Source organism: Arthrobacter sp. TE12231, from assembly GCF_054062895.1.
In genome coordinates this window covers 3,504,882-3,531,580 of the sequence record NZ_JBSSFS010000001.1, presented here as the reverse complement: position 1 = coordinate 3,531,580, position 26,699 = coordinate 3,504,882, and the positions used below count along the sequence as shown (strand labels likewise).

Below are 26,699 nucleotides of genomic sequence, written 5' to 3'. Positions count from 1 at the left end.
GATGACCCGACCGACCCTTGCCCCGGCCCTGAGCGCACTGCTTGGCGCCTGGCTTCCGCGCCAGCGATGGTTCCCCGTCAAAAGTGCGGAGTTCAGCTTCGAACCGGCGGGCGGTCTGCGCCTCGAGACCGGCGGCGGGGAGGGCGCTCCCGGCACGGCCGTTTGCGAGGTGTTCCTGCTGGCGGTGTCCTATCCCACCCCCGACGGCAGCCGGACCGACATCGTCCAGGTGCCGCTGAGTTTCCGCACGGAACCGCTGCCCGGTGGCGAGCGTGCGCTGATCGGTGAACTTCCCGGCACGCGCGATGACGCTGCACACCGCTGGGTTTACGACGGCGTCCACGACGCCTCCTTCGTCGCCGCGTGGCTGGAGCTCATCCGCGACGGCGGAAGCACGCCGTCGGGACACGCGACCGGCCACCTGGTGGAGTCCGGCTACCGCCTGCCGTTCGCGACGGGCAAGGTGAAGGTGCTCGCCGGGGAGCAATCGAACAGTTCGGTAATAGTGGACGACGGCGGTTCGGCCGCCATCGTGAAGTTCTTCCGGGTGCTGTCCGAGGGCCAGAACCCCGAGGTCGAAATCGGCGCGGCGCTGACGGCGGGGCGCACCGAGGAAGTCCCGGCGACCCTTGGCTGGGTTACGGGGGAATGGGAGACTCCTGCGGCTGCGCTCGGTGTGGACCCGTCCGCTGCTGTCCGTACCGTCCGCGGCGAGCTCGCCGTCGCGCACGAATTCCTCTCCGGCGGGCTCGATGCCTGGCGGCTCGCCGTCGACGCGGCCAGCCGGGGGATCGGATTCACCGCTGAGGCCCATGCCCTGGGCGCTGCGACGGCCACGGTGCACCGGCGGCTCGCCGAGGCGCTGGGGACCGCCACCGAATCCGCGCCGGGCGAGGACATCGCCCCCGGAGTAGCCCAGCGGGTGCGCCAGTCCTGGGCCCAGGCCGGCAACGCCGTCGGACCGTACGAGGACCGGCTGGACCGGCTCCTCGGCCGGCTTGAAGGCACCAGCGCCGGGCGGCTGCAGCGCATCCATGGCGACCTCCATCTCGGACAGATCCTGCAGGTTCCGGGCAGTAGCGTCCCGGGCGAGCCCGGGGCTGCGCCGCGCTGGGCCATCCTCGACTTCGAGGGTGAGCCGCTGCGCCCGATCTCCGAACGCAATTTCCCCGACGTCCCGCTGCGCGACGTCGTCGGCATGCTGCGGTCCTTCGACTACGCCGCCGGCGCCGCCGTCCGCGAGAACCCCGGTGCCGTGGTGCCGGGGACATGGGTGGATGACTGCGCGGAGGCCTTCCTGGCGGGCTACGCCGAAGTCATCCCCGGCAGCATCGACCGCGACTCGCCGCTCTTTGTGGCGCTGTGGCTCGACAAAGCACTCTACGAAGTCATCTACGAACTAAGGAACAGGCCGGACTGGCTCTCCATCCCGGTGAACGCATCGCGTCGTCTCCTCGGCAGTACAGGTTCCGGCGTCGCCGCCGAAGCCACAGCGGAAGGTATAAAAATGACAGGATCAGCACGTATCGATCGGCCCGGCGCACCATTGCCCGTGGACGGCGAGACTCTTGCGAGGGTCGCATCCGGCGAACACCACGCGCCCCACTCAGTCCTGGGTGCCCACCTTGATGACCACGGCCACGTCACGATCCGGACCGTGAAGCACCTGGCGGAGGCAGTTTCTGTCGTGACGTCGGCAGGTGCTGTGCCCATGACGCACGAATCGGGCGGCGTGTGGGTGGCTGTGATGGAACCGCTCGAGCGTGGCCACGTGCCGGATTACCGCCTCGAAGTGACCTACAAGGACCACGAGCCGCAGCTCATGGATGACCCCTACCGCTACTTGCCGACAATCGGTGAAATCGACCTGCACCTGATTGGTGAGGGCCGGCACGAGCGCCTGTGGGAGGCTCTCGGTGCGCACGTCCAGCACTACAAGTCCTCCCTCGGCGACGTCGACGGCGTGTCCTTCGCCGTCTGGGCCCCGAACGCGCAGGCGGTGCGTGTGAAGGGCGACTTCAACGGCTGGGACGGCCGGGAACACTCGATGCGCTCGCTGGGTTCCAGCGGCGTGTGGGAGCTCTTCATCCCCGGCGTTGTAGCAGGGGCGTGCTACAAGTTTGAGATCCGGACCCGGCATGGCTACTGGGTGGAAAAAGCGGACCCGCTGGCCTTCGGAACCGAGGTCCCGCCGCTGACGGCGTCCCGCGTGATCGAGCCCTCCTATGTCTTCAAGGATGCCGAGTGGATGCAGGCCCGCGCCGGCCGCGATCCTCACAACTCAGCCATGAGCGTGTACGAGGTCCACCTCGGCTCGTGGCGGGTGGGGCTGGGCTACCGTGAACTGGCCAAGGAACTGGTGGAGTACGTCAAATGGCTCGGCTTCACCCACGTGGAGTTCATGCCCGTGGCCGAGCACCCCTTCGGCGGCTCCTGGGGCTACCAGGTCACCTCCTACTTCGCCCCGACCTCACGGTTCGGGCACCCGGACGAATTCCGGCACCTCGTCGACGAACTCCACCAGGCCGGCATCGGCGTCCTCCTGGACTGGGTCCCGGCGCACTTCCCCAAGGACGAATGGGCCCTGGCGCGGTTCGACGGCGAGGCCCTGTACGAGCACGCCGACCCGAACCTGGGCGAGCACCCGGACTGGGGAACGCTGATCTTCGACTTCGGCCGCACGGAGGTCCGCAACTTCCTGGTGGCCAATGCCCTGTACTGGCTCGACGAATTCCACATCGACGGGCTGCGCGTGGACGCCGTCGCCTCCATGCTGTACCTCGATTATTCGCGTGAGGAGGGGCAGTGGCGGCCCAACCGTTTCGGCGGCCGCGAGAACCTGGAAGCGATCTCCTTCCTGCAGGAAGTCAACGCCACGGTCTACAAGACGCACCCCGGCGCCGTCATGATTGCCGAGGAGTCCACCGCATTCCCGGGCGTCACCGCACCCACCAGCGGCGGCGGCCTGGGCTTCGGCCTCAAGTGGAATATGGGCTGGATGCATGACTCGCTCCAGTACATGGCGGAGGACCCCTACAACCGCAGGTGGCACCACGGCACCATCACCTTCTCGATGGTCTATGCCTACTCGGAAAATTTCCTCCTGCCGATCAGCCACGACGAAGTTGTGCACGGCAAGGGTTCCATGCTGCGCAAGATGCCCGGCGACCGGTGGCAGCAGCTGGCCAACCTCCGCGCGTTTCTGGGGTACCAGTGGGCGCACCCGGGCAAGCAGCTGATCTTCATGGGCACGGAATTCGGCCAGGAAGCGGAGTGGTCAGAGCAGTACGGCCTGGACTGGTGGCTCGCCGACATCCCGGCACACAACGGTATGCAGCTCCTGACCAAGGACCTCAACGAGCTGTACCGTTCCACGCCGGCCCTGTACGAGCGGGACAATCAGCCGGAGGGTTTCCAGTGGATCAACGGGGGAGACTCGGACCGCAACGTGCTGACGTTCATCCGCCGCGATGCTGACGGCAACCCGCTGGTCTGCGCCGTGAACTTCTCCGGCGGCCCGCACACCGACTATGTCCTGGGCGTCCCGTCTGCCGGAGCATGGCAGGAAGTGCTCAACACCGACGCCGCCAGCTATGGAGGCTCCGGCGTGGAAAACACCGGAACTCTGACTGCCGCGGACGAGGGCATCGACGGTCAGCCGGCGTCGCTCACCGTGACCCTCCCCCCGCTCGGGGCCGCCTACTTCAAACCGCTGGCGTAGGCGCCGCCCGGCGCGAAGCCGGTGGGGGAGCGCGGTCAGCCTCGCGTGAGCATCTGGGAGAAGCCCGGAATCCCCGTGATTCCGGGCGTTTCCGCGCCCTCTTCGAGGCGGCTTTGTCAGCGGGGCCAAGTGGTGGTAGAGTTTATTTCCGCGCTGCTCCCCGGAGTTGAACGGCCACCAAGACCCAGAAGCCTATGGCAAGACTGAGTCGGGACCGCCGATTTGACAAGGGTGAAGCGGCCGGGTAAGTTTGAAAAGTTGCTCCGGAGCGATCCGCGACTGTTTGTTGGTTGTGGTGGTGCCGGGTGTGTCTGTTGTTTGAGAACTCAATAGTGTGCCAAGTTTGTTGATACCAATTTATTGTATTGAATTGGTTGAATGTGCCGGGCCCGCCACCCCGTGGTGTGGTCTGGTGTTTTTAGCTGGTTTCAAATTTTGTGCAGCGTGTGCATCCCGTTTTCCCGGGGGCGCATGTTGTGTCTGTTTTTCTTCAACGGAGAGTTTGATCCTGGCTCAGGATGAACGCTGGCGGCGTGCTTAACACATGCAAGTCGAACGATGATCCGGTGCTTGCACCGGGGATTAGTGGCGAACGGGTGAGTAACACGTGAGTAACCTGCCCTTAACTCTGGGATAAGCCTGGGAAACTGGGTCTAATACCGGATATGACTCCTCATCGCATGGTGGGGGGTGGAAAGCTTTATTGTGGTTTTGGATGGACTCGCGGCCTATCAGCTTGTTGGTGAGGTAATGGCTCACCAAGGCGACGACGGGTAGCCGGCCTGAGAGGGTGACCGGCCACACTGGGACTGAGACACGGCCCAGACTCCTACGGGAGGCAGCAGTGGGGAATATTGCACAATGGGCGCAAGCCTGATGCAGCGACGCCGCGTGAGGGATGACGGCCTTCGGGTTGTAAACCTCTTTCAGTAGGGAAGAAGCGAAAGTGACGGTACCTGCAGAAGAAGCGCCGGCTAACTACGTGCCAGCAGCCGCGGTAATACGTAGGGCGCAAGCGTTATCCGGAATTATTGGGCGTAAAGAGCTCGTAGGCGGTTTGTCGCGTCTGCCGTGAAAGTCCGGGGCTCAACTCCGGATCTGCGGTGGGTACGGGCAGACTAGAGTGATGTAGGGGAGACTGGAATTCCTGGTGTAGCGGTGAAATGCGCAGATATCAGGAGGAACACCGATGGCGAAGGCAGGTCTCTGGGCATTAACTGACGCTGAGGAGCGAAAGCATGGGGAGCGAACAGGATTAGATACCCTGGTAGTCCATGCCGTAAACGTTGGGCACTAGGTGTGGGGGACATTCCACGTTTTCCGCGCCGTAGCTAACGCATTAAGTGCCCCGCCTGGGGAGTACGGCCGCAAGGCTAAAACTCAAAGGAATTGACGGGGGCCCGCACAAGCGGCGGAGCATGCGGATTAATTCGATGCAACGCGAAGAACCTTACCAAGGCTTGACATGGGCCGGACCGGGCTGGAAACAGTCCTTCCCCTTTGGGGCCGGTTCACAGGTGGTGCATGGTTGTCGTCAGCTCGTGTCGTGAGATGTTGGGTTAAGTCCCGCAACGAGCGCAACCCTCGTTCCATGTTGCCAGCGCGTAATGGCGGGGACTCATGGGAGACTGCCGGGGTCAACTCGGAGGAAGGTGGGGACGACGTCAAATCATCATGCCCCTTATGTCTTGGGCTTCACGCATGCTACAATGGCCGGTACAAAGGGTTGCGATACTGTGAGGTGGAGCTAATCCCAAAAAGCCGGTCTCAGTTCGGATTGGGGTCTGCAACTCGACCCCATGAAGTCGGAGTCGCTAGTAATCGCAGATCAGCAACGCTGCGGTGAATACGTTCCCGGGCCTTGTACACACCGCCCGTCAAGTCACGAAAGTTGGTAACACCCGAAGCCGGTGGCCTAACCCCTTGTGGGAGGGAGCTGTCGAAGGTGGGACTGGCGATTGGGACTAAGTCGTAACAAGGTAGCCGTACCGGAAGGTGCGGCTGGATCACCTCCTTTCTAAGGAGCACCTACAACCACCGTGCCTCATGCATTTGAGTGTGGCGGGGTTGTCAGGAGTACGCCCGTTGCGCAGACGATTGTTCTGCGGCGGGTGCTCACGGGTGGAATATCAACAAATAGCGGCCGCCGGTTCTTCACCGGCACCCAGTACGGATGCTCTCTTGAGAGCGTCCTGGAACGGTGCGGGAGAGATGATCAGCGGTTTAGTGTTTGGCACACTGTTGGGTCCTGAGACAACAGGACCGGGTGGTTGCGGCTTTGGCCGTGATTGTTCCGGGACTTGTGTTTCTGGTTTCCTGGCTGCACCGATCATGCATGTATCGGCCCGTGTGGGTTGTGTGTGTGGGGTGTGTGGTACGGGGTTGTTGTTTGAGAACTACATAGTGGACGCGAGCATCTTTTATAAGAAGCAATTTCCAAGAATATGAACCTGGATCTGTCGCTGTTGTCCTTCGGGGCGGTGGTGGTGGTTTTCATGGTTCTCTCGAAAATTACTGATTGATCTTTTGTGGTCAAGTTTTTAAGAGCACACGGTGGATGCCTTGGCATTAGGAGCCGAAGAAGGACGTAGGAATCTGCGATAAGCCTGGGGGAGTCGATAACCGGACTGTGATCCCAGGGTGTCCGAATGGGGAAACCCCGCCAGGGGCGCGAGCTGCCTGGTGACCCGCATCTGAACACATAGGGTGCGTGGAGGGAACGCGGGGAAGTGAAACATCTCAGTACCCGCAGGAAGAGAAAACAATAGTGATTCCGTTAGTAGTGGCGAGCGAACGCGGATCAGGCTAAACCGTTCCATGTGTGATAGCCGGCGGGCGTTGCATGGTCGGGGTTGTGGGACTTTCCATACCAGTTCTGCCGGGCTGGTGAGGTGTGATGTGCAGGCATAGGTGAACGGTCTTGAAAGGCCGGCCGTAGAGGGTGTGAGCCCCGTAACCGAAATGTTGTGTACCGCCTGGAGAGTATCCCAAGTAGCACGGGGCCCGAGAAATCCCGTGCGAATCTGTCAGGACCACCTGATAAGCCTAAATACTCCCTAATGACCGATAGCGGACCAGTACCGTGAGGGAAAGGTGAAAAGTACCCCGGGAGGGGAGTGAAACAGTACCTGAAACCGTGTGCTTACAATCCGTCGGAGCAACCGCAGCTTGCTGTGTAGTTGTGACGGCGTGCCTTTTGAAGAATGAGCCTGCGAGTTAGTGTTACGTCGCGAGGTTAACCCGTGTGGGGAAGCCGTAGCGAAAGCGAGTCTGAACAGGGCGTTGCAGTGGCGTGATCTAGACCCGAAGCGAAGTGATCTACCCATGGCCAGGTTGAAGCGACGGTAAGACGTCGTGGAGGACCGAACCCACTTCAGTTGAAAATGGAGGGGATGAGCTGTGGGTAGGGGTGAAAGGCCAATCAAACTTCGTGATAGCTGGTTCTCCCCGAAATGCATTTAGGTGCAGCGTTGCGTGTTTCTTACCGGAGGTAGAGCTACTGGATGGCTAATGGGCCCTACAAGGTTACTGACGTCAGCCAAACTCCGAATGCCGGTAAGTGAGAGCGCAGCAGTGAGACTGTGGGGGATAAGCTTCATAGTCGAGAGGGAAACAGCCCAGACCACCAACTAAGGCCCCTAAGCGTGTGCTAAGTGGGAAAGGATGTGGAGTTGCGAAGACAACCAGGAGGTTGGCTTAGAAGCAGCCATCCTTAAAAGAGTGCGTAATAGCTCACTGGTCAAGTGATTCCGCGCCGACAATGTAGCGGGGCTCAAGTACACCGCCGAAGTTGTGGCATTCAGATATTAGCTAAGCCCTTGTGGTTCAGGCGTCTGGATGGGTAGGGGAGCGTCGTGTGGGCGGTGAAGTCGCGGTGTAAACCAGCGGTGGAGCCTACACGAGTGAGAATGCAGGCATGAGTAGCGAAAGACGGGTGAGAAACCCGTCCGCCGAATGATCAAGGGTTCCAGGGTCAAGCTAATCTGCCCTGGGTAAGTCGGGACCTAAGGCGAGGCCGACAGGCGTAGTCGATGGACAACGGGTTGATATTCCCGTACCGGCGAAAAACCGCCCATGTTGAACAGGGGATACTAACCGCCCGAGACCTGCCCGATCACCCTTTGGGTGTGAGGGTTTTGGTGGAGCGCGGGACCTGATCCTGGGAGGCAAGCGTATTAACAGGTGTGACGCAGGAAGGTAGCCGAGCCGGGCGATGGTTGTCCCGGTCTAAGGATGTAGGGCGAACGGTAGGCAAATCCGCCGTTCATGATGCCTGAGATCTGACGGGACCCCCGTAGGGGGGATTCGGTGATCCTATGCTGCCGAGAAAAGCATCGACGCGAGGTTTTAGCCGCCCGTACCCCAAACCGACACAGGTGATCAGGTAGAGAATACTAAGGCGATCGAGAGAATTATGGTTAAGGAACTCGGCAAAATGCCCCCGTAACTTCGGGAGAAGGGGGGCCCCAACCTTGAACACCACACGCTGGTGGGAGGGGATCGGGGCCGCAGAGACCAGGGGGAAGCGACTGTTTACTAAAAACACAGGTCCGTGCGAAGTCGCAAGACGATGTATACGGACTGACTCCTGCCCGGTGCTGGAAGGTTAAGAGGACCGGTTAGCCGCAAGGCGAAGCTGAGAATTTAAGCCCCAGTAAACGGCGGTGGTAACTATAACCATCCTAAGGTAGCGAAATTCCTTGTCGGGTAAGTTCCGACCTGCACGAATGGAGTAACGACTTCCCCGCTGTCTCAACCATAAACTCGGCGAAATTGCAGTACGAGTAAAGATGCTCGTTACGCGCAGCAGGACGGAAAGACCCCGAGACCTTTACTATAGTTTGGTATTGGTGTTCGGAGTGGCTTGTGTAGGATAGGTGGGAGACGTTGAAGCCCGGACGCCAGTTCGGGTGGAGTCATCGTTGAAATACCACTCTGGTCACTTTGGACATCTAACTTCGGCCCGTAATCCGGGTCAGGGACAGTGCCTGATGGGTAGTTTAACTGGGGCGGTTGCCTCCTAAAAAGTAACGGAGGCGCCCAAAGGTTCCCTCAGCCTGGTTGGCAATCAGGTGTCGAGTGTAAGTGCACAAGGGAGCTTGACTGTGAGAGAGACATCTCGAGCAGGGACGAAAGTCGGGACTAGTGATCCGGCGGTACATTGTGGAATGGCCGTCGCTCAACGGATAAAAGGTACCTCGGGGATAACAGGCTGATCTTGCCCAAGAGTCCATATCGACGGCATGGTTTGGCACCTCGATGTCGGCTCGTCGCATCCTGGGGCTGGAGTAGGTCCCAAGGGTTGGGCTGTTCGCCCATTAAAGCGGTACGCGAGCTGGGTTTAGAACGTCGTGAGACAGTTCGGTCCCTATCCGCTGCGCGCGCAGGAAATTTGAGAAGGGCTGTCCTTAGTACGAGAGGACCGGGACGGACGAACCTCTGGTGTGTCAGTTGTACTGCCAAGTGCACCGCTGATTAGCTACGTTCGGATGGGATAACCGCTGAAAGCATCTAAGCGGGAAGCTCGCTTCGAGATGAGATTTCCATACACCTTGTGTGTGAGAGGCCCCCAGCCAGACCACTGGGTTGATAGGCCGGATGTGGAAGCGAGGACTAACGACTCGTGAAGCTGACCGGTACTAATAGGCCGATAACTTACACCACACACTCTTCCCGCGAACCCGTTTCAAAAGGGGTTCGCACCACGGGGAGGGTACAAAGAAACAAGACTGCTTGCGTCCACTATGTGGTTCCCAACCAACAAACCCGCACCCGCGGCACGTTACAACAGGAACCAACAACAACATACACAACACCACAACTGCACCAGCAACACCGGTGCAGCAGGTTGTAACCACACAGATTTCCCCGCCTCCGGCAACGGACAGGCGGTGGAGCAAGGGTTACGGCGGTCATAGCGTGGGGGAAACGCCCGGTCCCATTCCGAACCCGGAAGCTAAGACCCACAGCGCCGATGGTACTGCACCCGGGAGGGTGTGGGAGAGTAGGTCACCGCCGGAACACCATTCAGGTCGAGGACCCCCAACCACAGGTTGGGGGTCCTCCCGCATTTAACCAACAAAACCCATCACCCGAGACATCACACACTCCGCGACCCACCCCCACCACCGGCACACCCCCGGGACGTGCGGCAGCACCGCAGCGATCCCTGTCAGACGTGCGGGAGCGTCGGACCGATCAGTGCGAAACGTGCGGGAGCGTCACGCGGGTAGAGTGGTTGCCCATGGATAACCTCTTCAGCCATGCTCCGTCGAGCGCGCCGGAACCTGAGCCGGCCGACGAACTTGATCCCGTCGTCGTCAGTGTTGTGGTCCCTGGCGCTGTCGCACGGGCGTTCATGGGCTTCACCGAACACACGCACCTCTGGTGGCCGATGGAGGACCACAGCGTCTATGGCCTCGGCTCCTACGTGGAGTTCGAGGAGAGCCTCATCCTGGAGACCTCGGATGATGGCAGGACAGCCGTCTGGGGCTCGATTGATGACTGGCAGCCTCCGCTGTCCTTCCACGCCAGCTGGCACCCCGGAACCACGGCCATGTGGTCCACTGAGCTCCGGGTGGCGTTCAAGGCGGTCGGTGACGGGACGGAGCTGCGTCTGGTGCACAGCGGCTGGGAAGGCGCCGAGGATCCCGCGGCAGCCCGGGCCGACTATGCGGCCGGCTGGCCCGGTGTCCTGGACCGATTCGTCCGGTTCATGGGCGGCGCCGGTGCCGGCAGCCCGGACGCCTGAGCGAGCCGTAGACGCACTCCTGGGCGACCGCACCCTCTGACGCGGCTGCGCAGCCCGATGCCTAGTTGCGCAAGGGCCCCTGGTCAACGGGGGGAACAGCAGTGCTGGACCGGATCACAAAGCGAGTGGGGTATTCGGTGTCTGCGGCCCCCGCGTCCTCGCCGCCGTCGAGCCCTGCCAGCAGGCGCCGCACGGCCAGCGCGCCCTGGCCCCGCGCGTCCTGATCGATCGTGGTCAGCCCGAAGACCTCGCCCAGCTCATGGCCGTCGATGCCGATGACCGAGAGGTCGTGTGGCACGCTCAGGCCGAAATCCCGGGCCGCGAGAATGGTGCCGATCGCCATCTCATCGGAGGCGGCAAAGACAGCCGTGGGACGTTCCGCCGAGCTGCCTAGCAACTGCCGGGCGCTGGCATAGGCTCCCTGGATCGTGAAATCGGCAGAGACCTGCCACTCCGGCCGGACGGCCAGTCCAGCATCCCGCATTGCTTTCTTAAACCCTGCCTGGCGGGTCCCCGGTAGGCGGAAGTCCTGCTCATAGGCCGCGTCGCCGGTCATGTGGGCGATCCTGCTGTGGCCGAGCTGGATCAGGTGCCGCGCCGCAGCCTCCGCGATGCCGGAGTCATTGATGCGGATCGTCGAGGCTCCGGGGAGGGGGCCGCCGATCCCCACGATCGGACGGTGGATGGCCAGCAGCTGGTCAATTTCCGCCTCGGAGAGCTCCAGGGATACCGCGATCACGGCGTCCACGCGTTTGCGCAGCAGGAAGTCGTTCAGTACGCTGTGCCGGCGCTCCTGCCCCTCGCTCACGTTGTACAGCGTGAGATCGTAGCCGGCGTCCAGCAGGGTCGCCGAGACGCCTTCGACCACCGAGGAAAAGAACCACCGGTGGACCGAAGGCACCACGACGCCGACATTGTGGTTACGCCCGGAGGCCAGGCTGGACGCGTGGTAGGAGAGGACGAAGCCGAGCTCGGCGGCGGCGGCCCGGGCGCGCTCCCGGCTGCGGGCGGAGACGTTGCCCTTGCCGCTCAAGGCGCGCGAAACGGTGGCGATGGAGAGGCCGGACCGTTCTGCGACGTCCTTGATGCCGGGCATTCCTACCCCTCCGTGTCCTCGATGTAGATTTCCAGCCAAACAGTTTCACCTGAGCTTAACTGATCCCCGGCACTGGACATGTCCCCGGCTGCGTAGCCTGCGCCCGGGGGCGTTGAACTGCGCAGCAGAACCCGTCCGGCAGGCATCTCCAGGGGTTCGGAGCCGGTGTTCAGGAGCACCAACGTGGTCCCGTTGAGGAAGGCCAGGCTCGTGTTCGTGCAAAGGTCCTCGTACCAGGACAGGGAGCCGCGGCCCATGTCCAACCCGCGGCGCAAATCCAGCATGCGCTTGTACAGGTTCAAGTGCGACGACGGCGAAGCAGCCTGCACATCGCGCGCCAGGCCCGCGAAGCTCTCCGGCTGCGGCAACCAGGGATCCTGCCCGTCGCCGAATCCTGCGTGGAGTTCCCCTCCCCGCCAGGGCAGCGGGACACGGCAACCGTCGCGGCCCAGCCGCGCGCCGCCGGTGCGGGCGAAGGTGGGGTCCTGGCGCCGGGCGTCCGGGATGTCGATTCCGTCCGAGAGGCCGAGCTCCTCACCCTGGTAGAGGTAGGCCCCGCCGGGCAGCCCCAGCATGAACATGGACGCGGCGGCCGCTCGGGACCGGCCCAGCTCCTCGTCGGGCTGCGGGTCCGAGGTGCCTATTCCGTCACCGTCACGCGGCGCCTGGCCGCTGTATCCGAAGCGCGTGGCATGTCGGACGACGTCGTGGTTGGAGAGCACCCATGTGCTGGGAGCCGCGACGGCGTCCAGCGCCGTCAGGGACTCGGTGATGACGTGGCGCATGCGGTGCACGTCGAGGCCCGCGTGAAGGTACGGGAAGTTGAAGGCCTGGTGCATTTCGTCCGGACGGACCCAATCGGCCAGGCGGGGGAGCGGGTCCACATTGGCCTCGGCGCAGAGGATCCGGTCGGGGCCGTACTCTGCCAGAATCCGCCGCCACTGGCGGTAGATGTCATGCAGGGCCGGCTGGCCGAACATCGGAGCGTCGTGGCCGGGAAAGCCGTCGCAGCTGTTGCCGTCGGCGCGGCCGCCCCACTCGGGCAGGCCCGGGGCCTTGACCAGGGCGTGCGCCACGTCCACCCGGAACCCGGAAACCCCGCGGTCCAGCCAAAAGCGCAGGACTCGCTCGAATTCATCGTGGACCGCGCGGTTGTCCCAGTTGAAGTCCGGCTGGGAGGAATCGAAGAGGTGCAGGTACCACTGGCCCGGGGCGCCGTCCGGCTCCGTAATCCGGGTCCAGGCCGGTCCGCCAAAGTGGGACTGCCAGTTGTTCGGCGGCTCTTCGCCAAACGTCCCGCGGCCGTCCCGGAAGATGAACATGTCCCGCTCGGGGCTGCCGGCGGGAGCGGCCAGAGCTGCCTGGAAGGCCGGGTGCTGGTCCGAACAGTGGTTGGGCACGAGGTCCACGATCATCCGCAGCCCCAGCCGGGTGGCCTCGGCCATCATGGCGTCGAAATCATTCAGGGTGCCAAACAATGGGTCGACGTCGCAGTAGTCGCTGACGTCGTAGCCGGCGTCACGCTGCGGAGACCGGTAGAACGGCGAAAGCCAGACGGCGTCGATGTCGAGTTCGGCGAGACGGGGCAGTTCAGCGGTGATGCCGGCGAGGTCACCGATGCCGTCGCCGTCCAGGTCCCGGAACGAGCGCGGATAGACCTGGTAGATGACAGCGGACCGCCACCACCCGGGGAGCTGGTCTGCGGCGTGCACCGGGGTCAACGGACCCGTCAGGGGGCCGGCCGGGAAGCCGGCCAGCGCGGCGGGGGAGAAGAGAACTGAATCAACGGACATGGCGGTAATCGTAAGCCCCGACCACCGAAATTGAAAACGCTTCCAGTCATATTCGGCCGAGTATTTTCGGCAAGCGATTGGACTATTGCCGGCCGCAGCCCCGGCGTCCAGGCCACGAAGGGCGGCAAACGGTAACCCCATAGCGCTGACGCGTCGTGAAGCGGCGGGACCCCGCGGCCCCGCTACTGCTCGGTAGACTGACTTTTCAAAGCCGCACTTAGCGTGTACTTTGGAAGCGCTTGCAGCTGTGAGCCACATCACCGACGATGCCACGGGGCTCTGGAATGGACTTCCAGGGCCTTATGCGTGGATGCAGGATTTTATGAAAGGGACACCAATGAAGGTGCAGAACACCCTCACAAACGGGACGACCCGCCGCGTATTCACCGCGGGCGCGATCTCCGCAGTGGCCGCGCTGGCCCTCAGCGCATGCGGCGGCGCCGCAGCCACCGCACCCGCCACCGCGACGGCCAAGCCTGACCTGAAGGCCTCCGGCGCCAGCACGATAACCATGTGGGTCGACGCCGAGCGCTCACCCGCGCTGAAGGACATTACGGCCAAGTTCCAGGCCGACACCGGCATCGAGGTCAAGCTCGTCGTCAAGGACTTCGCCGCAGTCCGCGACGACTTCATCACCCAGGTTCCCACCGGCAAGGGCCCGGACCTGATCGTCGGCCCGCACGACTGGGTAGGCAAGTTCGTCCAGAACGGCGTGATCGCACCGGTGGAACTGGGCGACAAGAAGTCCGCGTTCCAGGACTCCTCCATCAAGGCGATGACCTACAACGGCTCCGTCTACGGTGTCCCGTACGCGATCGAGAACATCGCACTGCTGCGCAACACGGACCTCGTGCCCCAGAGCGCCAAGACCCTGGATGAAGTCATCGCCAACGGCAAGAAGGCCGTGGCCGACGGCAAGGCGAAGTTCCCGTTCCTCGTCGGCATGGACCCGAAGCAGGGCGACCCGTACCACCTCTACCCGCTGCAGTCCTCCATGGGCTCAGAGGTCTTCGGCAAGTCTGCCGACGGCGGCTACGATCCCAAGCAGCTGCTGATCGGCGACGCTGCCGGCGTCGAGTTCGCCAAGAAGCTGGCCGCCTGGGGCGACGCCGGTGAGAAGATCATCAACTCCAACATCACCGGTGACATCGCCAAGGAGAAATTCCTGGCCGGCGAGTCCCCGTACTACCTGACCGGTCCGTGGAACGTGCCGGACGTGCAGAAGAAGGGCATCAAGTTCGCCGTCGACGAGCTGCCCACCGCCGGTGACAAGCCCGCCCAGCCGTTCATCGGCGTCAACGGCTTCTTTATCAGCTCCAAGAGCGCCAACGCCCTCGCCACGAATGAGTTCGTCACCAACTACCTCACCACCGAGGCAGCGCAGGACTCGATGTACAAGGCCGGAGGCCGTCCGCCGGCCCTGAAGGCCTCCTTCGAGAAGGCCGCCAGCGACCCCGTCGTGGCAGCCTTCGGCAAGATCGGCGCCGCCGGCGTCCCGATGCCGGCCATCCCGGAAATGAGTGCCGTCTGGGCGGACTGGGGAGCCACCGAGCTCGCCCTCATCAAGGGCCAGGGCGATCCCGCCGCTGACTGGGCCAAGATGGCTGCCAGCATCAAGGCCAAGATCGCGGGCTAATACAGTCAGCCCCCGCGCGGTTCCCCGGCTCCCAAGGACCCGGGACACCGCACAGCACCGGGCCGGGCGGCACACCATGCCGCCCGGCCCGTTCCTGCACCACCCCCAGCTTTCTCCCGAGGACCGTAGACAGCCATGACAGACACCGAACTCCGCCCGGCCGACGATTCCGCCCCCGCAGCACCCGGCAGCCCCGTCGGGAAACCCGCAGGGAAACAAGCAGTGCCCCGCCGCCGAACTTTCGTCCCCGACACCACCAAAGGAACGGTCGCCAAGATCGTGCTGCTGGGCCTCGTGGACGCCGTCGCCGTCTACGTGCTTATGATGCTGTTCCTCAGCCAGTCTTGGGGTGTGCTGACCGTCGCCGCTGCCGTCGTGCTGGTGATCAACTGGATCTACCTGCGCAAGGGCGGACTGCCCGCGAAGTATCTTGCCCCTGGCGTGCTGTTCCTGCTCGTGTTCCAGGTCTTCGTGGTGTTTTTCAGCGGCTATATCGCCTTCACCAACTACGGCGACGGGCACAACAGCACCAAGGATGACGCGATCGCGGCCATCCAGCTCACGGCGCAAAAGCGCGTTCCCGATTCCCCGGCGTACAAGGCGGCCGTGCTGTCGAAGGACGAGTCCTTCTACCTGCTGTTCACGGACCCGGATGGCAAGATATCCCTGGGTGGCACCGGCAAACCGTTGGAAGAGGTCTCCGGCGCCGGCACGGATTCCACCGGGAAGGCCAACGCCCTGGACGGGTACAGGACCCTGAACTTCCAGGAGATCGTCGCCAACCAGCAGCGGATCCTGGCCATCACCGTTCCGGTCTCGGCCAACCCCGCCGACGGCACCCTGCGCACCGCCGACGGCAGCTCCGCCTACCAGTTCAAACCGGCTTTGAAGTACGACGCCGGTGCCGGCACCTTCACGGACACGGACACCGGCGCCGTCTACCGGGACAACGGCAAGGGAGCGTTCGCCACGGACAGCGGCGAGACCCTGAGCACCGGCTGGAAGATCGACGTCGGCATGGAGAACTTCGCGCGTGCCTTCACCGATCCGAGCCTCCGCGGTCCGCTGCTCGGCGTCATACTCTGGACCTTCACCTTCGCCGTCGCGTCCGTGGCCCTGACTTTCGCCCTGGGACTGTTCCTGGCGATCACCTTCAACCGCGAGGACCTGCGCGGCAAGAAGGTCTACCGGATCCTCATGATCCTGCCCTACGCGTTTCCGGCGTTCCTCTCCGGCCTGGTCTGGTCCGGCATCCTCAACCCGCAGTTCGGCTGGCTCAACCAGACCCTGCTGGGCGGGGCCACGATCGGCTGGCTGACGGACCCGGTCCTGGCCAAGATCAGCGTGCTGGTGGTCAATCTCTGGCTCGGCTTCCCGTACATGTTCCTCGTCTGCACCGGGGCCCTGCAGTCCCTGCCCACTGAACTGGACGAGGCGGCCCGGATGGACGGCGCCAGCCCGTGGCGGGTATTCCGCTCCATCAAGCTGCCGCTCCTGCTGGTCTCGATCGCGCCGCTGCTGATCTCCTCCTTCGCCTTCAACTTCAACAACTTCAACGTGATCTTCATGCTCACCGGCGGCGGTCCGCGGTTCGCGGACACGGACCGGGACATCGGGGCCACGGACATCCTGATCACGCTCGTCTACAAAGTGGCCTTCGGGCAGGGCACCGGGCGCGACTACGGCCTCGCCAGCGCCCTGGCGATCATCATCTTCATCATCGTGGCCACTGTCTCGGCCATCAGCTTCAAGCAGACCAAGGCACTTGAGGAAGTGAACTCATGAACGGGCCCGCACAACGCGTCGTCTCCATCACGGACCAGCCGCTGGCCGCCGCCGCAGGCGACAACACACGCGAGAAAATCGGCGCTGAACCCGCGCTCGCCGGCGAGCTCCCAGCCCTCCGGCGCCGCAAGCCCTTCGGCGCCTGGTTCAAGGACAAGGGCTGGCGGCACGTTGTGGGGATCGTGGTCACCATCTTTGCGATCTTCCCACTGCTGTATGTGCTCTCCGCGGCCTTCAACTCCACCGGAACCCTGGTGGGATCCAACGCGCTTTTCAGCCGGATCGATTTCGGCAACTTCGCCGAGCTCATGAACAATCCCTCGCGGCCCTTCGCCCATTGGTTCGTCAACACCATGGTGGTGGGCGGCGTGACGTCGGCGGCCACCGTGTTCCTGGGCGCCATGGCGGCCTACGCATTCTCCCGCATGCGCTTCACAGGTCGCCGGATCGGCCTGCTGAGCCTGCTGCTGCTGCAGATGTTCCCGCAACTGCTCGCCGTCGTCGCCATTTTCCTGCTCCTGAGCGGGATCTCCGAGGTCATCCCTGCCCTCGGCCTGGGCAGCCAGCTGGGCCTGATCATGGTGTATCTCGGCGGCGCCCTGGGCGTAAACACCTACCTCATGTACGGCTTCTTCAACACCGTGCCGCAGTCCCTCGACGAGGCGGCGAAGATCGACGGCGCCAGCCACGCGCAGATCTTCTTCGGCATCATCCTGCGGCTCGTCACCCCCATCCTGGCCGTGGTGGGCCTGCTGAGCTTCATCGCCATCTCCGGCGAGTTCGTGATCGCCAGCGTGGTGCTCACGGATCCGGACAGCCAGACGCTCGCCGTCGGGCTCTACTCCTTCGTGGCCCAGCAGCGCTCCGAGAACTGGGGAGTCTTTGCCGCCGGCGCCGTACTGTCCGCCGTCCCCGTGATGGCCCTGTTCCTCTACCTGCAGCGCTACATCGTCAGCGGCCTCACCCAGGGCTCGGTGAAGGGCTAGGCATGCACGGGACGGGCATGACACCGCCGGGCGGCACGGGCCCCCTGCCGCACCACGACGGCTCGGCTCTCCACGCACCCGGGCACGCGGACCTGGGGGCGGAGATCCGCCTGCGGCTCCGCGTGCCCGCCGGCTGGGGGCAGGCCTCCAAGGTGTGGCTCCGGTCAATCCACGACGGCGAGCCCCGCTACGATCCCGCCAGCTCCCTTGGCGAGGCAGACGGCTGGGTCTGGTGGGAGGCCGCCACGGCGGTGACCAACCCGGTGGCCCGCTACCGATTCCTCCTGGAAGTCCCCGCCGGTGCCGCCGGCGACTGCGGTGCGGACGGCGCCGGAACCGGCGCAGAAGCCGGCGGCCGTCTGCGGTACTGGAGCCTGAACGCGCAGGGACTGTTCAGCCGGGACGTCTCCGACTACGCCGACTTCCGCCTCACGACGTTCCGGCCCGCGCCCGAATGGCTGCGCCGTGGCACGATGTACCAGATCTTCCCGGACCGCTTCGCCCGCTCCGCGTCCGCGCCCGGCCCGGCGCGCCAGGTCCCCGACTGGGCCGTGCCGTGCAGCTGGGACGACACCCCCGTGGAGGGCGCAGGCCCGCAGACCCCCTACCAGTACTACGGCGGCGACCTCCGGGGCATCACCGAACGGCTGGACCACATCCAGGCCCTCGGGGCCGACGTCATCTACCTGACCCCGTTCTTCCCGGCCCGCTCCAACCACCGCTACGACGCCGCCACCTTCAGCTGCGTGGATCCGCTGCTGGGAGGGGACGAGGCCCTCGTGGAACTGGTCGAGGCCGCGCATGCCCGCGGCCTGCGGGTCATGGGCGACCTCACGGCCAACCACTCCGGCGCCGCCCACGAATGGTTCCGGCGCGCCTTGGCGGACCCTGCCTCGGAGGAGGCCGGGTATTACTATTTCAACGCCGAGCACACGGAGTACGAGGCCTGGTACGGCGTCCCGTCGCTGCCCAAACTCAACTGGGCCTCCCGCGGCCTGCGCGAGAAATTCGTCCTGGACGACGATTCCCCGGTGGCGCGCTGGCTGCGGCCGCCGTTCAACATGGACGGATGGCGGATCGACGTCGGCAACATGACCGGGAGGCTCGGGGGAACGGACCTCAACCAGGACGTCGCCCGGCTGATCGCGGACCGGGTCCGCTCGATCAACCCGGATGCCGCGCTGCTCGCCGAGGCCACCAACGACGCCGCACCCGATTTCAGCGGCGAGCACTGGCACGGCGCCATGACCTACTCCAACTTCACCCGTCCGCTGTGGTCCTGGCTGGCCGGGGACGCCCGGCACGTGAACTTCTTCGGAACCCCGCTGCCCGGGCCCAACCGGACCGGCGCCGAGGACTTCCTGGCCACACACCTGGACCTCGCCTCCGCGTTCAGCTGGGACGTGCGGCAGCAGAACATGAACGCCCTAAACAGCCATGACACCGCACGGGCGGCCACCGCGATGATCGACGGCGGCCAACGGCTCGGCGCGCTGCTGATGTTCACCCTGCCGGGGGTTCCCGTGCTGTTCGCCGGGGATGAATTCGGGCTCACAGGCGACAACGGGGAGTTCTCCCGGACACCCATGCCGTGGAACGACCCCGGCCGCATCCCCGCCGACCTCCGGGCGGACTACGCGGCCCTCACCGCGCTGCGCCGGGAACAACCCGCGCTCACCGCCGGCGGCGTGCGCTGGCTGTACGCCCACGGGGACGCCCTGGCGTTTGTGCGCGAAACCGCGCAGAGCGCCGTGCTGGTGGTGGTGGCCCGGGCCGGCGCCGGGGTTCGGCTGGCGCCCGGCGCGCTCTCGGACATCCAGCTCGCGGCCCTCACCCGGCCGCCTGCGTACGCGACGGCCCAGGTCAGCGTGGCGCTGAGCCCGGACACGGAGGCGGACAGGGAGACCGGCACTGGACGGGCACCGGAACTGGACGCGTCTGCCGCGCAGAGCAGGGCGGACGGGGCTGCCGGGAGTGCCCTGATCTGCACCCTGGGCCCGGCGGCCGCGGCGTGGGTGCTGCCGGGGACCCGGGTGCCGGCCCCGCAGTCTTAGACTGGGAGCCGGATTCGACCGAACTGGAGACCGCATGCGCAGCATCATCGACGAGCTGACCTCTGCCCTGGGCCCGGCGAAAATTGCCGTGGACCCCGCCAGCCTGGCCGCCTACGCGGTGGACCAGGCACCCGTCCTGGACTACCAGCTCCCGCAGGCCGTGGTCCGCGCCGAATCGGTGGCCGACGTCCAGGCCACCGTGCGTGCCTGCGCCGCCCGCGGTGTCGCGCTCGTGGCCCGCGGGGCCGGTACCGGCGTCTCCGGCGGCGCCCACGCGAGCGAGGGCTGCGTGGTGCTCAGCCTCGAGAGGATGAACCGCATCCTGGACCTCAACCCGGATGACGAGACCGCCGTCGTCGAACCCGGCGTCATCAACGCGGACCTCAACGCCGCCGCCGCCGACCACGGACTCATGTACGCCCCGGATCCGGCGAGCTTCAAGATGTCGACCATCGGCGGCAACGTGGCCACCAACGCGGGCGGGCTGCGGTGTGCGAAGTACGGGGTGACGCGGGACTCGGTCCTGGCCCTCGACGTCGTGCTCGCGGACGGCACCCTGATCCACACCGGCCACCAGACGTTCAAGGGCGTCGCCGGCTACGACCTCACGGGGCTGTTCGTCGGCTCAGAGGGGACGCTGGGGATCGTGGTCGGGGTGACCGTGCGGCTCAAGTACCTGCCGCGCGAGGTCCATACGATCGCCGCCTTCTACCCGGACTTCCGCAGCGCCGCGGCCGGCGTCCTTGCGGTCGGCAAGGCCCGCGTGCAGCCGGCCATCATGGAACTGCTCGACGGCGGCTCGCTCGCCCAGCTCGACGACATCCACGGCTCGGACCTGGCGGCGCGCGGGGCGTCCCTGCTGCTGATCCAGACCGACGGCTTCGGCGCGGCAGCCGAAGCCGCGGCCATCCGTCCGGTCCTCGCCGCCGGGGGAGCGGTGGTGACCATGGAAGCCAACGCCGAGGCAGAGCAGCTTGTCGAACTGCGCCGCAACAGCCGCGGAACCGAGGTGGATGACGAATACCGGGTGGGCGAGGACGTGGCTGTGCCGCGCTCGCGGCTGGTGGATTACGTCGCAGAGCTTGAGGCCATCGCGGCCGAGCACCGGGTCCAGCTCAAGGTCGTGGCCCACGCCGGCGACGGGAACCTCCATCCCACCTTCTGGATCGACCGCGTGGACAACGCCGTGGACGCCGATGCCATGGCCCGGCTCGGCGCCGCCCTGGACAAGTCCATTGCTGTGGCCCTGGCCATGGGGGGCACCATCACGGGCGAACACGGGATCGGGCAGTACAAGCTGCGCTGGCTTGGCCTGGAGCAGAAGGAACCGGTGCGTGAGCTGCAGCGCCGGATCAAGGAGCTGTTCGACCCGGCCGGGATACTGAACCCCGGAAAGGCGATTTAGCCCGCCCGTGCCACAACGCGCCCGGCGCTGGAACTAGGCGCGTTGCCTAGTCGTCGGAGTCCGGGTATTCGGCGATGGATTCGTCGGCGCCGTAGCGTGATTCCTCGGTTTCCACCTCGAGGATCTTGAGCAGCCCGGTGTCCGGGTTGAGCATGATCGCGGCCTCGTCCCGGCGGTGGCGGAGCTCGTTGTCGATGTAGGACTGGACGGCCTCGGCCAGGGGGATGTGCCGGTTCTCCGCCTCGGACATGTACCAGCGGTGCTCCAGGACCTCGTGCACGGCCTCGGCCGGCTCGAGCTTGCCGGAGAGGTCGCGGGGGATGGCCCGCACGATCGGCTCGAAGATCTGGCTGACCCACAGGTGCGCGCTGTATTCCTCGTCCATGCCTGGGTTGTTGTCGGCCCGGAACGAGTCCATGTCATTCAGGAGCCGGCGTGCCTGGTTCTCCTGGGCGTCCAGGCCGGTCAGGCGCAGCAGCCGGCGCTGGTGGTGCCCGGCGTCGACGACCTTCGGCTGGAGCTGGATGGTGGAGCCGTTCTGCGTGGTCTTGATGGCGTATTCCTCGACATCGAAGCCGAGCTCATTGAGCCGCCGGATGCGGGCGGCCACCCGCCAGCGTTCGCCGATCTCAAACGACTCCTTGGCCGTCAGTTCGGTCCACAGCCGCCGGTAGCTGTCCATGATGAGCTCGCTGGTGGCCACGGGATCGACCTTTTCCTCGATCAGGCCGCCGTCGAGGAGGTCCATGAGCTCCCCGGCGATGTTGACCCGGGCGATTTCGAGGTCGTACTCGCGCTGCCCGGTGGAGAGATCCGGGTACAACTCGCCGGTCTCGGCATCCACAAGGTAGGCGGCGAAGGCGCCGGCGTCGCGGCGGAACAAGGTGTTTGAGAGCGAGACGTCGCCCCAGTAGAAGCCGATCAGGTGCAGCCGGACCAGCAGCAGCGCCTGGGCGTCGATGAGCCGGGTCAGGGTGTCCTTGCGCAGCATCTGGGAGAAGAGCGCGCGGTAGGGCATCGAGAACTTCAGGTGCCGGGTGACCAGCACGGGGTTCAGCGGCCGGCCCTCGGGGGTGGTGCGTCCGGTGATGACGGCCACCGGCTCCACGCAGGGCACGTCCAGCCGGGCGAGCTTGCGGAGCATGTGGTACTCGTGCCGGGCGACGTGCTCCGAGGTCTCCTTGATGGCGATGACCGACCCGCCAAGATGGGCGAAGCGCACGATGTGCCGCGAGATACCGCGGGGCAGCGCCGCCAGGTACTCTGCCGGCCAGTCCTCGAGGGCAATGTGCCAGGGCAGGTCCAGGAGCTCGGGCTCGGTGGCCGCGGCCGTGATGCTCAGCGAACTGGACGCCATGGAGGCCTTGTCATCATTGGCGCTGGCGGCCTCGAACCGGGGCAGCTTCCCGATCTGACCGTAGTCGGTGGGCTCGTCGTGCCACTGGGCACTGTTTTCCTCGGTCATGTGGGGTTTTCCTCGGTCATGGGTCAATTCTTCCGTGTTTATGGTGCCGCGCCTAACGCGGAGCAGTTAAAGCCCGACGGCGGCCCTCCACTGGGGAGGACCGCCGTCGGTTGCAGCCTAGGGGGCCGGTGGGGACTAGTCGCCGAGGCGCAGACCGGTCTTGGTGTCGAACAGGTGCACGTGGCCTGACTGCGGGCGGACCCAGATGGACTCACCCTTCATCGGGGGGCGGCGACCATCGACGCGGGCCACGATGTCGTGGCTCGTGCCGTCCAGCGTGGTGTGGCCGTAGACGTAGGCGTCGGCGCCGAGTTCCTCGACGACGTCGACCTCGACCTGGAGGCCTTCGCCCTGGGCGACCGTCTCAAGGTCTTCCGGGCGGGAGCCGAGGGTCACGGTCTGGCCGTGGGCCTCTTCGAGGACGTCGCGCGGAACCGGGTAGACGGTCCCGCCGAACTGCACGCCGCCGTCGACGACCGGCAGTTCGAGGAGGTTCATGGCGGGGGAGCCGATGAAGCCGGCCACAAAGACGTTCTTCGGCTTGTCGTAGAGGTTGCGCGGGGTGTCGACCTGCATCAGCAGGCCGTCCTTCAACACGGCGACGCGGTCGCCCATGGTCATGGCCTCGACCTGGTCGTGGGTCACATAGACCGTGGTGACGCCCAGGCGGCGGGTCAGGGATGCGATCTGGGTGCGGGTCTGCACGCGCAGCTTGGCATCAAGGTTGGACAGCGGCTCGTCCATGAGGAAGACCTGCGGGTTACGCACGATTGCGCGGCCCATGGCAACACGCTGGCGCTGGCCGCCGGAGAGTGCCTTCGGCTTGCGGTCCAGGTACGGCTCGAGGTCCAGGAGCTTGGCGGCTTCACGGACGCGCTCGGCGCGCTCTTCCTTGCTGACGCCGGCGATCTTCAGCGCGAAGCCCATGTTGTCCGCGACAGTCATGTGCGGGTACAGGGCGTAGTTCTGGAACACCATGGCGATGTCGCGGTCCTTCGGCGGAACGTCAGTGACGTCACGATCGCCAATCAGGATGCGGCCGGAGTTGACGTCCTCAAGACCTGCAAGCATGCGCAGGGAGGTCGACTTTCCGCAGCCGGAGGGTCCAACGAGGACCAGGAATTCGCCATCGGCGATGTCAATGTTGAGCTTGTCAACAGCGGGCTTATCGGTGCCCGGGTACAGACGTGTTGCGTTATCAAAAGTAACTGTAGCCACAGTTATCAATCCCTTCACCGGCAGGTACGTGCCGGACGATCCGTAGTGAATGGTCTTTTTATGCAGTTGTTAATTCAATTGTGGGTTTTCATGCGCATACTCCTCGGCCGAAGCCGAGGAGTATCCAGTGACGCCGCACGGTAGCTGTGCGCCACATCACAAACAGAGTATGTCAGATTTGTGGCAATTGGGCCAAAAAGTTACGGATGTCACATGTGATGCTGCCCACCCGGGCCCGCTTGGCGGCCGTTTTTCTTGCTCCCCCGCGGTTTTAGGTTCAGGCCCCGACGGCGCGTTTGCGCTCCCGGAGGAGGGCTTCGAGCAGTTCGCAGACGTGCACCGGCGACTCGATCCGGAACTCGGCCCGGGTGAAATCAAGCCCGACTTTCACGCCGAGATCGCCCGGGATGAGGCTGGCCAGGGCGTCCTCGTCAGTGGTGTCGTCCCCGGCGAAGGCTACCGCCGTGGCTCCGGTGGCCTGCCGCAGGAAGGCGATGCCCTCTCCCTTGGAGGCGTGCACCACGGAGGTCTCCAACACGCGGTTTCCGGTCTTGAGGAAGACGCCGCTGCGGTCCTGCAGGACTGCCCGCGCCGCGGCGACGGCGTCCTCGGCGACGTCGTCGGCGGCCAGCCGTGTGTGGAGGACGACGCCGGCCGGCTTGTCTTCCAGCAGGGTCCCGGGGGCCTGTTCGACGATTCCCTCAAGCTCCTTCCGGACTTCGGCCAAGAGTTTCCGTTGGGCGTCGTCGAGCATCAGTTCCGAAGAGCCGGGGCCCATCCAGACCTCGGCGCCGTGGCTGCCGATCAGCAGGGTGTGTTCCGGCGGGGATGCAACGGCCCGCAGGCTGTCTAGGGCGCGCCCGGAGATGAGCGCCGTCGTCGTCCGCGGAAGTCCGGTGAGCTCGGCGAAGGCCGCGGCCGAACGCGGGAGGGCGCGGGCGTCGGCCGCATGGTCCACGAGGGGGGCCATGGTGCCGTCGAAGTCCATCGCCACGAGCAGCTGCTCGGTGCCGGCGATACGGCGCACCGCCTCGAGCAGTTCGGGGGAGAGGGAGAGCGGGGCCGTGTCTGAATTACTGGTGTCCGAATTCCTGCCGGTGGCATCAGGAGTCATCGCGCACCACCTTTTCGGCCAGGGCTGCCAGGAAGTCCGAGGACCAGAGGTCGACGTCGTGATCCAGGATCTGCTTGCGCATGGCGCGCATGCGCCGGGAGGCCTCGGCCGGCTGCATGTTGACGGCCTTCATGATGGTGTCCTTGAGGCCGTCGATGTCGTGCGGGTTCATCAGCAGGGCCTGTTTGAGCTGGTCGGCAGCGCCGGCAAATTCACTGAGCACCAGCGCGCCGTCGTTGTTTGTCCGGGCGGTGACGTATTCCTTGGCCACGAGGTTCATGCCGTCGCGCAGCGCGGTGACCAGCATGACGTCCGCGGCGAGGTACAGCGCCACCATCTCCTCGATGGGGTAGCTGTGGTGGAGGTAGCGGACGGCCGTGCTCTCCATGGTGTCGTAGGTGCCGTTGATGTGGCCGACGGTGCCCTCGACCTCTTCGCGGAGCAGACGGTACTGCTCCACGCGTTCCCTGCTGGGGCTGGCCACCTGGATCAGGGTTGCGTCCTGCACCGTGACCTTGCCGTCGGCGAGCAACTCCTCGTAGGCCTTGAGCCGGTGGCGGATGCCCTTGGTGTAGTCGAGGCGGTCGACGCCGAGCAGGATGGTTTTCGGGTTCCCCAGGTCCCGGCGGATCTGGCGGGCGCGCTCAATGACTTCCGGCTTCCGCGCCAGTTCGCTGATCTGCTTGACGTCGATGGAAATCGGGAAGGCCTGGGCGCGGGCGATGTGGGTGGTGTCGCCGTCGTTCCCCTTGACGTGCACCTGCTGCTGCTTGACGCTGGCGCCCAGGAAGCGACGGGCGGAGCGCATGAAGTTCCCGGCGTCGCTGCTGCGCTGGAAGCCCACGAGGTCCGCGCCCAGCAGACCGTCGATGATTGCACGGCGCCACGGGAGCTGCGCGAAGATCTCCGGCGGCGGGAACGGGATGTGGTTGAAGAACCCGATCTTCAGGTCCGGCCGGGCCTCCCGCAGCATCTTCGGGACCAGCTGCAGCTGGTAGTCCTGCACCCACACGGTGGCGCCCTCGGCCGCGTGGTGAACGACGGCGTCGGCGAACCTCCGGTTGACCTTCCGGTAGGAGTCCCACCAGGTGCGGTGGAACTCCGGCGGGGCGATCACGTCGTGGTACAGCGGCCACAAGGTGGCGTTGGAGAAGCCCTCGTAGAAAAGTTCGATGTCGGCCGTGCTGAGATGGACCGGGACCAGGTCGATGCCGCCGTGGCTGAAGGGCTTGACCGTTTCATCGGGCGCGCCGTGCCAGCCCACCCAGGCGCCGTCCGTCTTGGTCATCATGGGAGCCAGCGCCGTCACGAGTCCGCCGGGGGAACGGCGCCAGCCGTCCTCGCAGCCCGTGTCCTCGGGGGAACAGCGATCAACGGGCAGCCGGTTGGACACTACGATGAAGTCGAACTGGCCCCCCGCCCCGGCAGCAGTTGCTGCCCCGTCGGTGGCTGTTTTCGCCGCTTCAGTGGTGTCTCGTGCGCCGTGATCGGCGCTGTCCGTTGCTTCCATTGGTGCCCCCTGGGGTCGCTCGTGGCTGTCTATCAACCCTAGCTGTACGGAATCTTCCGGGCTATTCGTCCGTTGGGCAGGCGGAGGGAAACTTGAAAGCGCAAGTTCTCGGGTTTCTCCCCTAAAATGATGAAGTTGCCACTGAGTGGACCGCCCCTGGCCGAA

The 26,699-nt window shown here is 65.0% G+C and carries 13 protein-coding genes and 3 rRNA genes; 10 read left to right on the top strand and 6 right to left on the bottom strand.

What is annotated here, in order from left to right:
• Position 1 precedes the first annotated feature (1 nt).
• From ACVWYS_RS15780 to ACVWYS_RS15760, 5 genes are all read left to right on the top strand, one after another.
• Positions 2 to 3,721, top strand: coding sequence for a 1,4-alpha-glucan branching enzyme (locus ACVWYS_RS15780; RefSeq protein ID WP_456510031.1), 3,720 nt, complete (start codon positions 2 to 4; stop codon positions 3,719 to 3,721).
• 490 nt (positions 3,722 to 4,211) lie between these two features.
• A 16S ribosomal RNA gene (locus ACVWYS_RS15775) occupies positions 4,212 to 5,738 on the top strand.
• Between the two features lie 513 nt (positions 5,739 to 6,251).
• Positions 6,252 to 9,385: ribosomal RNA gene (locus ACVWYS_RS15770) — 23S ribosomal RNA — on the top strand.
• Positions 9,386 to 9,625: 240 nt separating this feature from the next.
• Positions 9,626 to 9,742 (top strand): 5S ribosomal RNA (gene rrf / locus ACVWYS_RS15765).
• Together the 16S, 23S and 5S rRNA genes form the textbook arrangement of a ribosomal RNA operon.
• 223 nt (positions 9,743 to 9,965) lie before the next feature.
• Positions 9,966 to 10,472, top strand: a complete 507-nt coding sequence (locus ACVWYS_RS15760; RefSeq protein WP_344361027.1) for an SRPBCC domain-containing protein — start codon at positions 9,966 to 9,968, stop codon at positions 10,470 to 10,472.
• A gap of 61 nt (positions 10,473 to 10,533) precedes the next feature.
• Here the strand turns inward: ACVWYS_RS15760 and ACVWYS_RS15755 are convergent, their stop codons facing one another.
• A complete protein-coding gene (locus ACVWYS_RS15755; protein ID WP_116767028.1) occupies positions 10,534 to 11,568 on the bottom strand; it encodes a LacI family DNA-binding transcriptional regulator in 1,035 nt (344 codons plus the stop codon).
• A gap of 2 nt (positions 11,569 to 11,570) precedes the next feature.
• Entirely contained in the window at positions 11,571 to 13,361 is a 1,791-nt protein-coding gene (locus tag ACVWYS_RS15750; RefSeq protein WP_456510030.1) for a glycoside hydrolase family 13 protein, read from the bottom strand.
• A 337-nt stretch (positions 13,362 to 13,698) separates the two neighbouring features.
• On the opposite strand from ACVWYS_RS15750, the gene ACVWYS_RS15745 reads away from it, so the two are divergent.
• The 5 genes from ACVWYS_RS15745 to ACVWYS_RS15725 all read left to right on the top strand — a co-directional run bounded on the left by ACVWYS_RS15745 (position 13,699) and on the right by ACVWYS_RS15725 (position 21,227).
• The gene (locus ACVWYS_RS15745; protein ID WP_116767027.1) at positions 13,699 to 14,997 is read left to right on the top strand and encodes a sugar ABC transporter substrate-binding protein; all 1,299 of its coding nucleotides are present in this window, start codon (positions 13,699 to 13,701) and stop codon (positions 14,995 to 14,997) included.
• A gap of 135 nt (positions 14,998 to 15,132) precedes the next feature.
• Positions 15,133 to 16,782: an ABC transporter permease subunit gene (locus tag ACVWYS_RS15740; RefSeq protein WP_456510029.1), complete on the top strand. Its 1,650-nt coding sequence runs from the start codon at positions 15,133 to 15,135 to the stop codon at positions 16,780 to 16,782.
• Positions 16,779 to 17,768 carry a sugar ABC transporter permease gene (locus ACVWYS_RS15735; RefSeq protein ID WP_456510028.1) on the top strand — a complete coding sequence of 330 codons (990 nt, stop codon included), beginning with the start codon at positions 16,779 to 16,781 and terminating at the stop codon, positions 17,766 to 17,768. The genes ACVWYS_RS15740 and ACVWYS_RS15735 overlap by 4 nt, the downstream gene beginning before the upstream one ends.
• Positions 17,769 to 17,785: 17 nt before the next feature.
• Complete coding sequence (locus ACVWYS_RS15730) at positions 17,786 to 19,822, top strand: glycoside hydrolase family 13 protein (protein WP_456510027.1); 2,037 nt, start codon at positions 17,786 to 17,788, stop codon at positions 19,820 to 19,822.
• A gap of 34 nt (positions 19,823 to 19,856) precedes the next feature.
• Entirely contained in the window at positions 19,857 to 21,227 is a 1,371-nt protein-coding gene (locus ACVWYS_RS15725) for an FAD-binding oxidoreductase (RefSeq protein WP_456510026.1), read from the top strand.
• 46 nt (positions 21,228 to 21,273) lie between these two features.
• Here ACVWYS_RS15725 and ACVWYS_RS15720 read toward each other — a convergent pair whose 3' ends face one another.
• From ACVWYS_RS15720 to ACVWYS_RS15705, 4 genes are all read right to left on the bottom strand, one after another.
• A complete protein-coding gene (locus ACVWYS_RS15720) occupies positions 21,274 to 22,692 on the bottom strand; it encodes a DUF4032 domain-containing protein (protein WP_116767023.1) in 1,419 nt (472 codons plus the stop codon).
• A 135-nt stretch (positions 22,693 to 22,827) separates the two neighbouring features.
• A complete protein-coding gene (locus ACVWYS_RS15715) occupies positions 22,828 to 23,910 on the bottom strand; it encodes an ABC transporter ATP-binding protein (RefSeq protein ID WP_116767022.1) in 1,083 nt (360 codons plus the stop codon).
• Positions 23,911 to 24,187: 277 nt separating this feature from the next.
• On the bottom strand, positions 24,188 to 25,024 hold the full coding sequence (gene otsB, locus ACVWYS_RS15710; protein WP_116767021.1) for a trehalose-phosphatase: 837 nt from the start codon (positions 25,022 to 25,024) through the stop codon (positions 24,188 to 24,190).
• Positions 25,014 to 26,534: an alpha,alpha-trehalose-phosphate synthase (UDP-forming) gene (locus ACVWYS_RS15705; RefSeq protein WP_344361006.1), complete on the bottom strand. Its 1,521-nt coding sequence runs from the start codon at positions 26,532 to 26,534 to the stop codon at positions 25,014 to 25,016. The genes otsB and ACVWYS_RS15705 overlap by 11 nt, the downstream gene beginning before the upstream one ends.
• Positions 26,535 to 26,699: the final 165 nt, after the last annotated feature.

Excerpts from the sequence above, each read along its gene's own strand:
- ACVWYS_RS15760 (WP_344361027.1), top strand. The coding sequence starts at position 9,966 with ATGGATAACCTCTTCAGCCATGCTCCGTCGAGCGCGCCGGAACCTGAG.
- ACVWYS_RS15740 (WP_456510029.1), top strand. The coding sequence starts at position 15,133 with ATGACAGACACCGAACTCCGCCCGGCCGACGATTCCGCCCCCGCAGCA.
- ACVWYS_RS15720 (WP_116767023.1), bottom strand. The coding sequence starts at position 22,692 with ATGACCGAGGAAAACAGTGCCCAGTGGCACGACGAGCCCACCGACTAC.
- otsB (WP_116767021.1), bottom strand. The coding sequence starts at position 25,024 with ATGACTCCTGATGCCACCGGCAGGAATTCGGACACCAGTAATTCAGAC.
- ACVWYS_RS15755 (WP_116767028.1), bottom strand. The coding sequence starts at position 11,568 with ATGCCCGGCATCAAGGACGTCGCAGAACGGTCCGGCCTCTCCATCGCC.
- ACVWYS_RS15780 (WP_456510031.1), top strand. The coding sequence starts at position 2 with ATGACCCGACCGACCCTTGCCCCGGCCCTGAGCGCACTGCTTGGCGCC.
- ACVWYS_RS15725 (WP_456510026.1), top strand. The coding sequence starts at position 19,857 with ATGCGCAGCATCATCGACGAGCTGACCTCTGCCCTGGGCCCGGCGAAA.
- ACVWYS_RS15735 (WP_456510028.1), top strand. The coding sequence starts at position 16,779 with ATGAACGGGCCCGCACAACGCGTCGTCTCCATCACGGACCAGCCGCTG.
- ACVWYS_RS15745 (WP_116767027.1), top strand. The coding sequence starts at position 13,699 with ATGAAGGTGCAGAACACCCTCACAAACGGGACGACCCGCCGCGTATTC.
- ACVWYS_RS15705 (WP_344361006.1), bottom strand. The coding sequence starts at position 26,534 with ATGGAAGCAACGGACAGCGCCGATCACGGCGCACGAGACACCACTGAA.
- ACVWYS_RS15750 (WP_456510030.1), bottom strand. The coding sequence starts at position 13,361 with ATGTCCGTTGATTCAGTTCTCTTCTCCCCCGCCGCGCTGGCCGGCTTC.
- ACVWYS_RS15730 (WP_456510027.1), top strand. The coding sequence starts at position 17,786 with ATGACACCGCCGGGCGGCACGGGCCCCCTGCCGCACCACGACGGCTCG.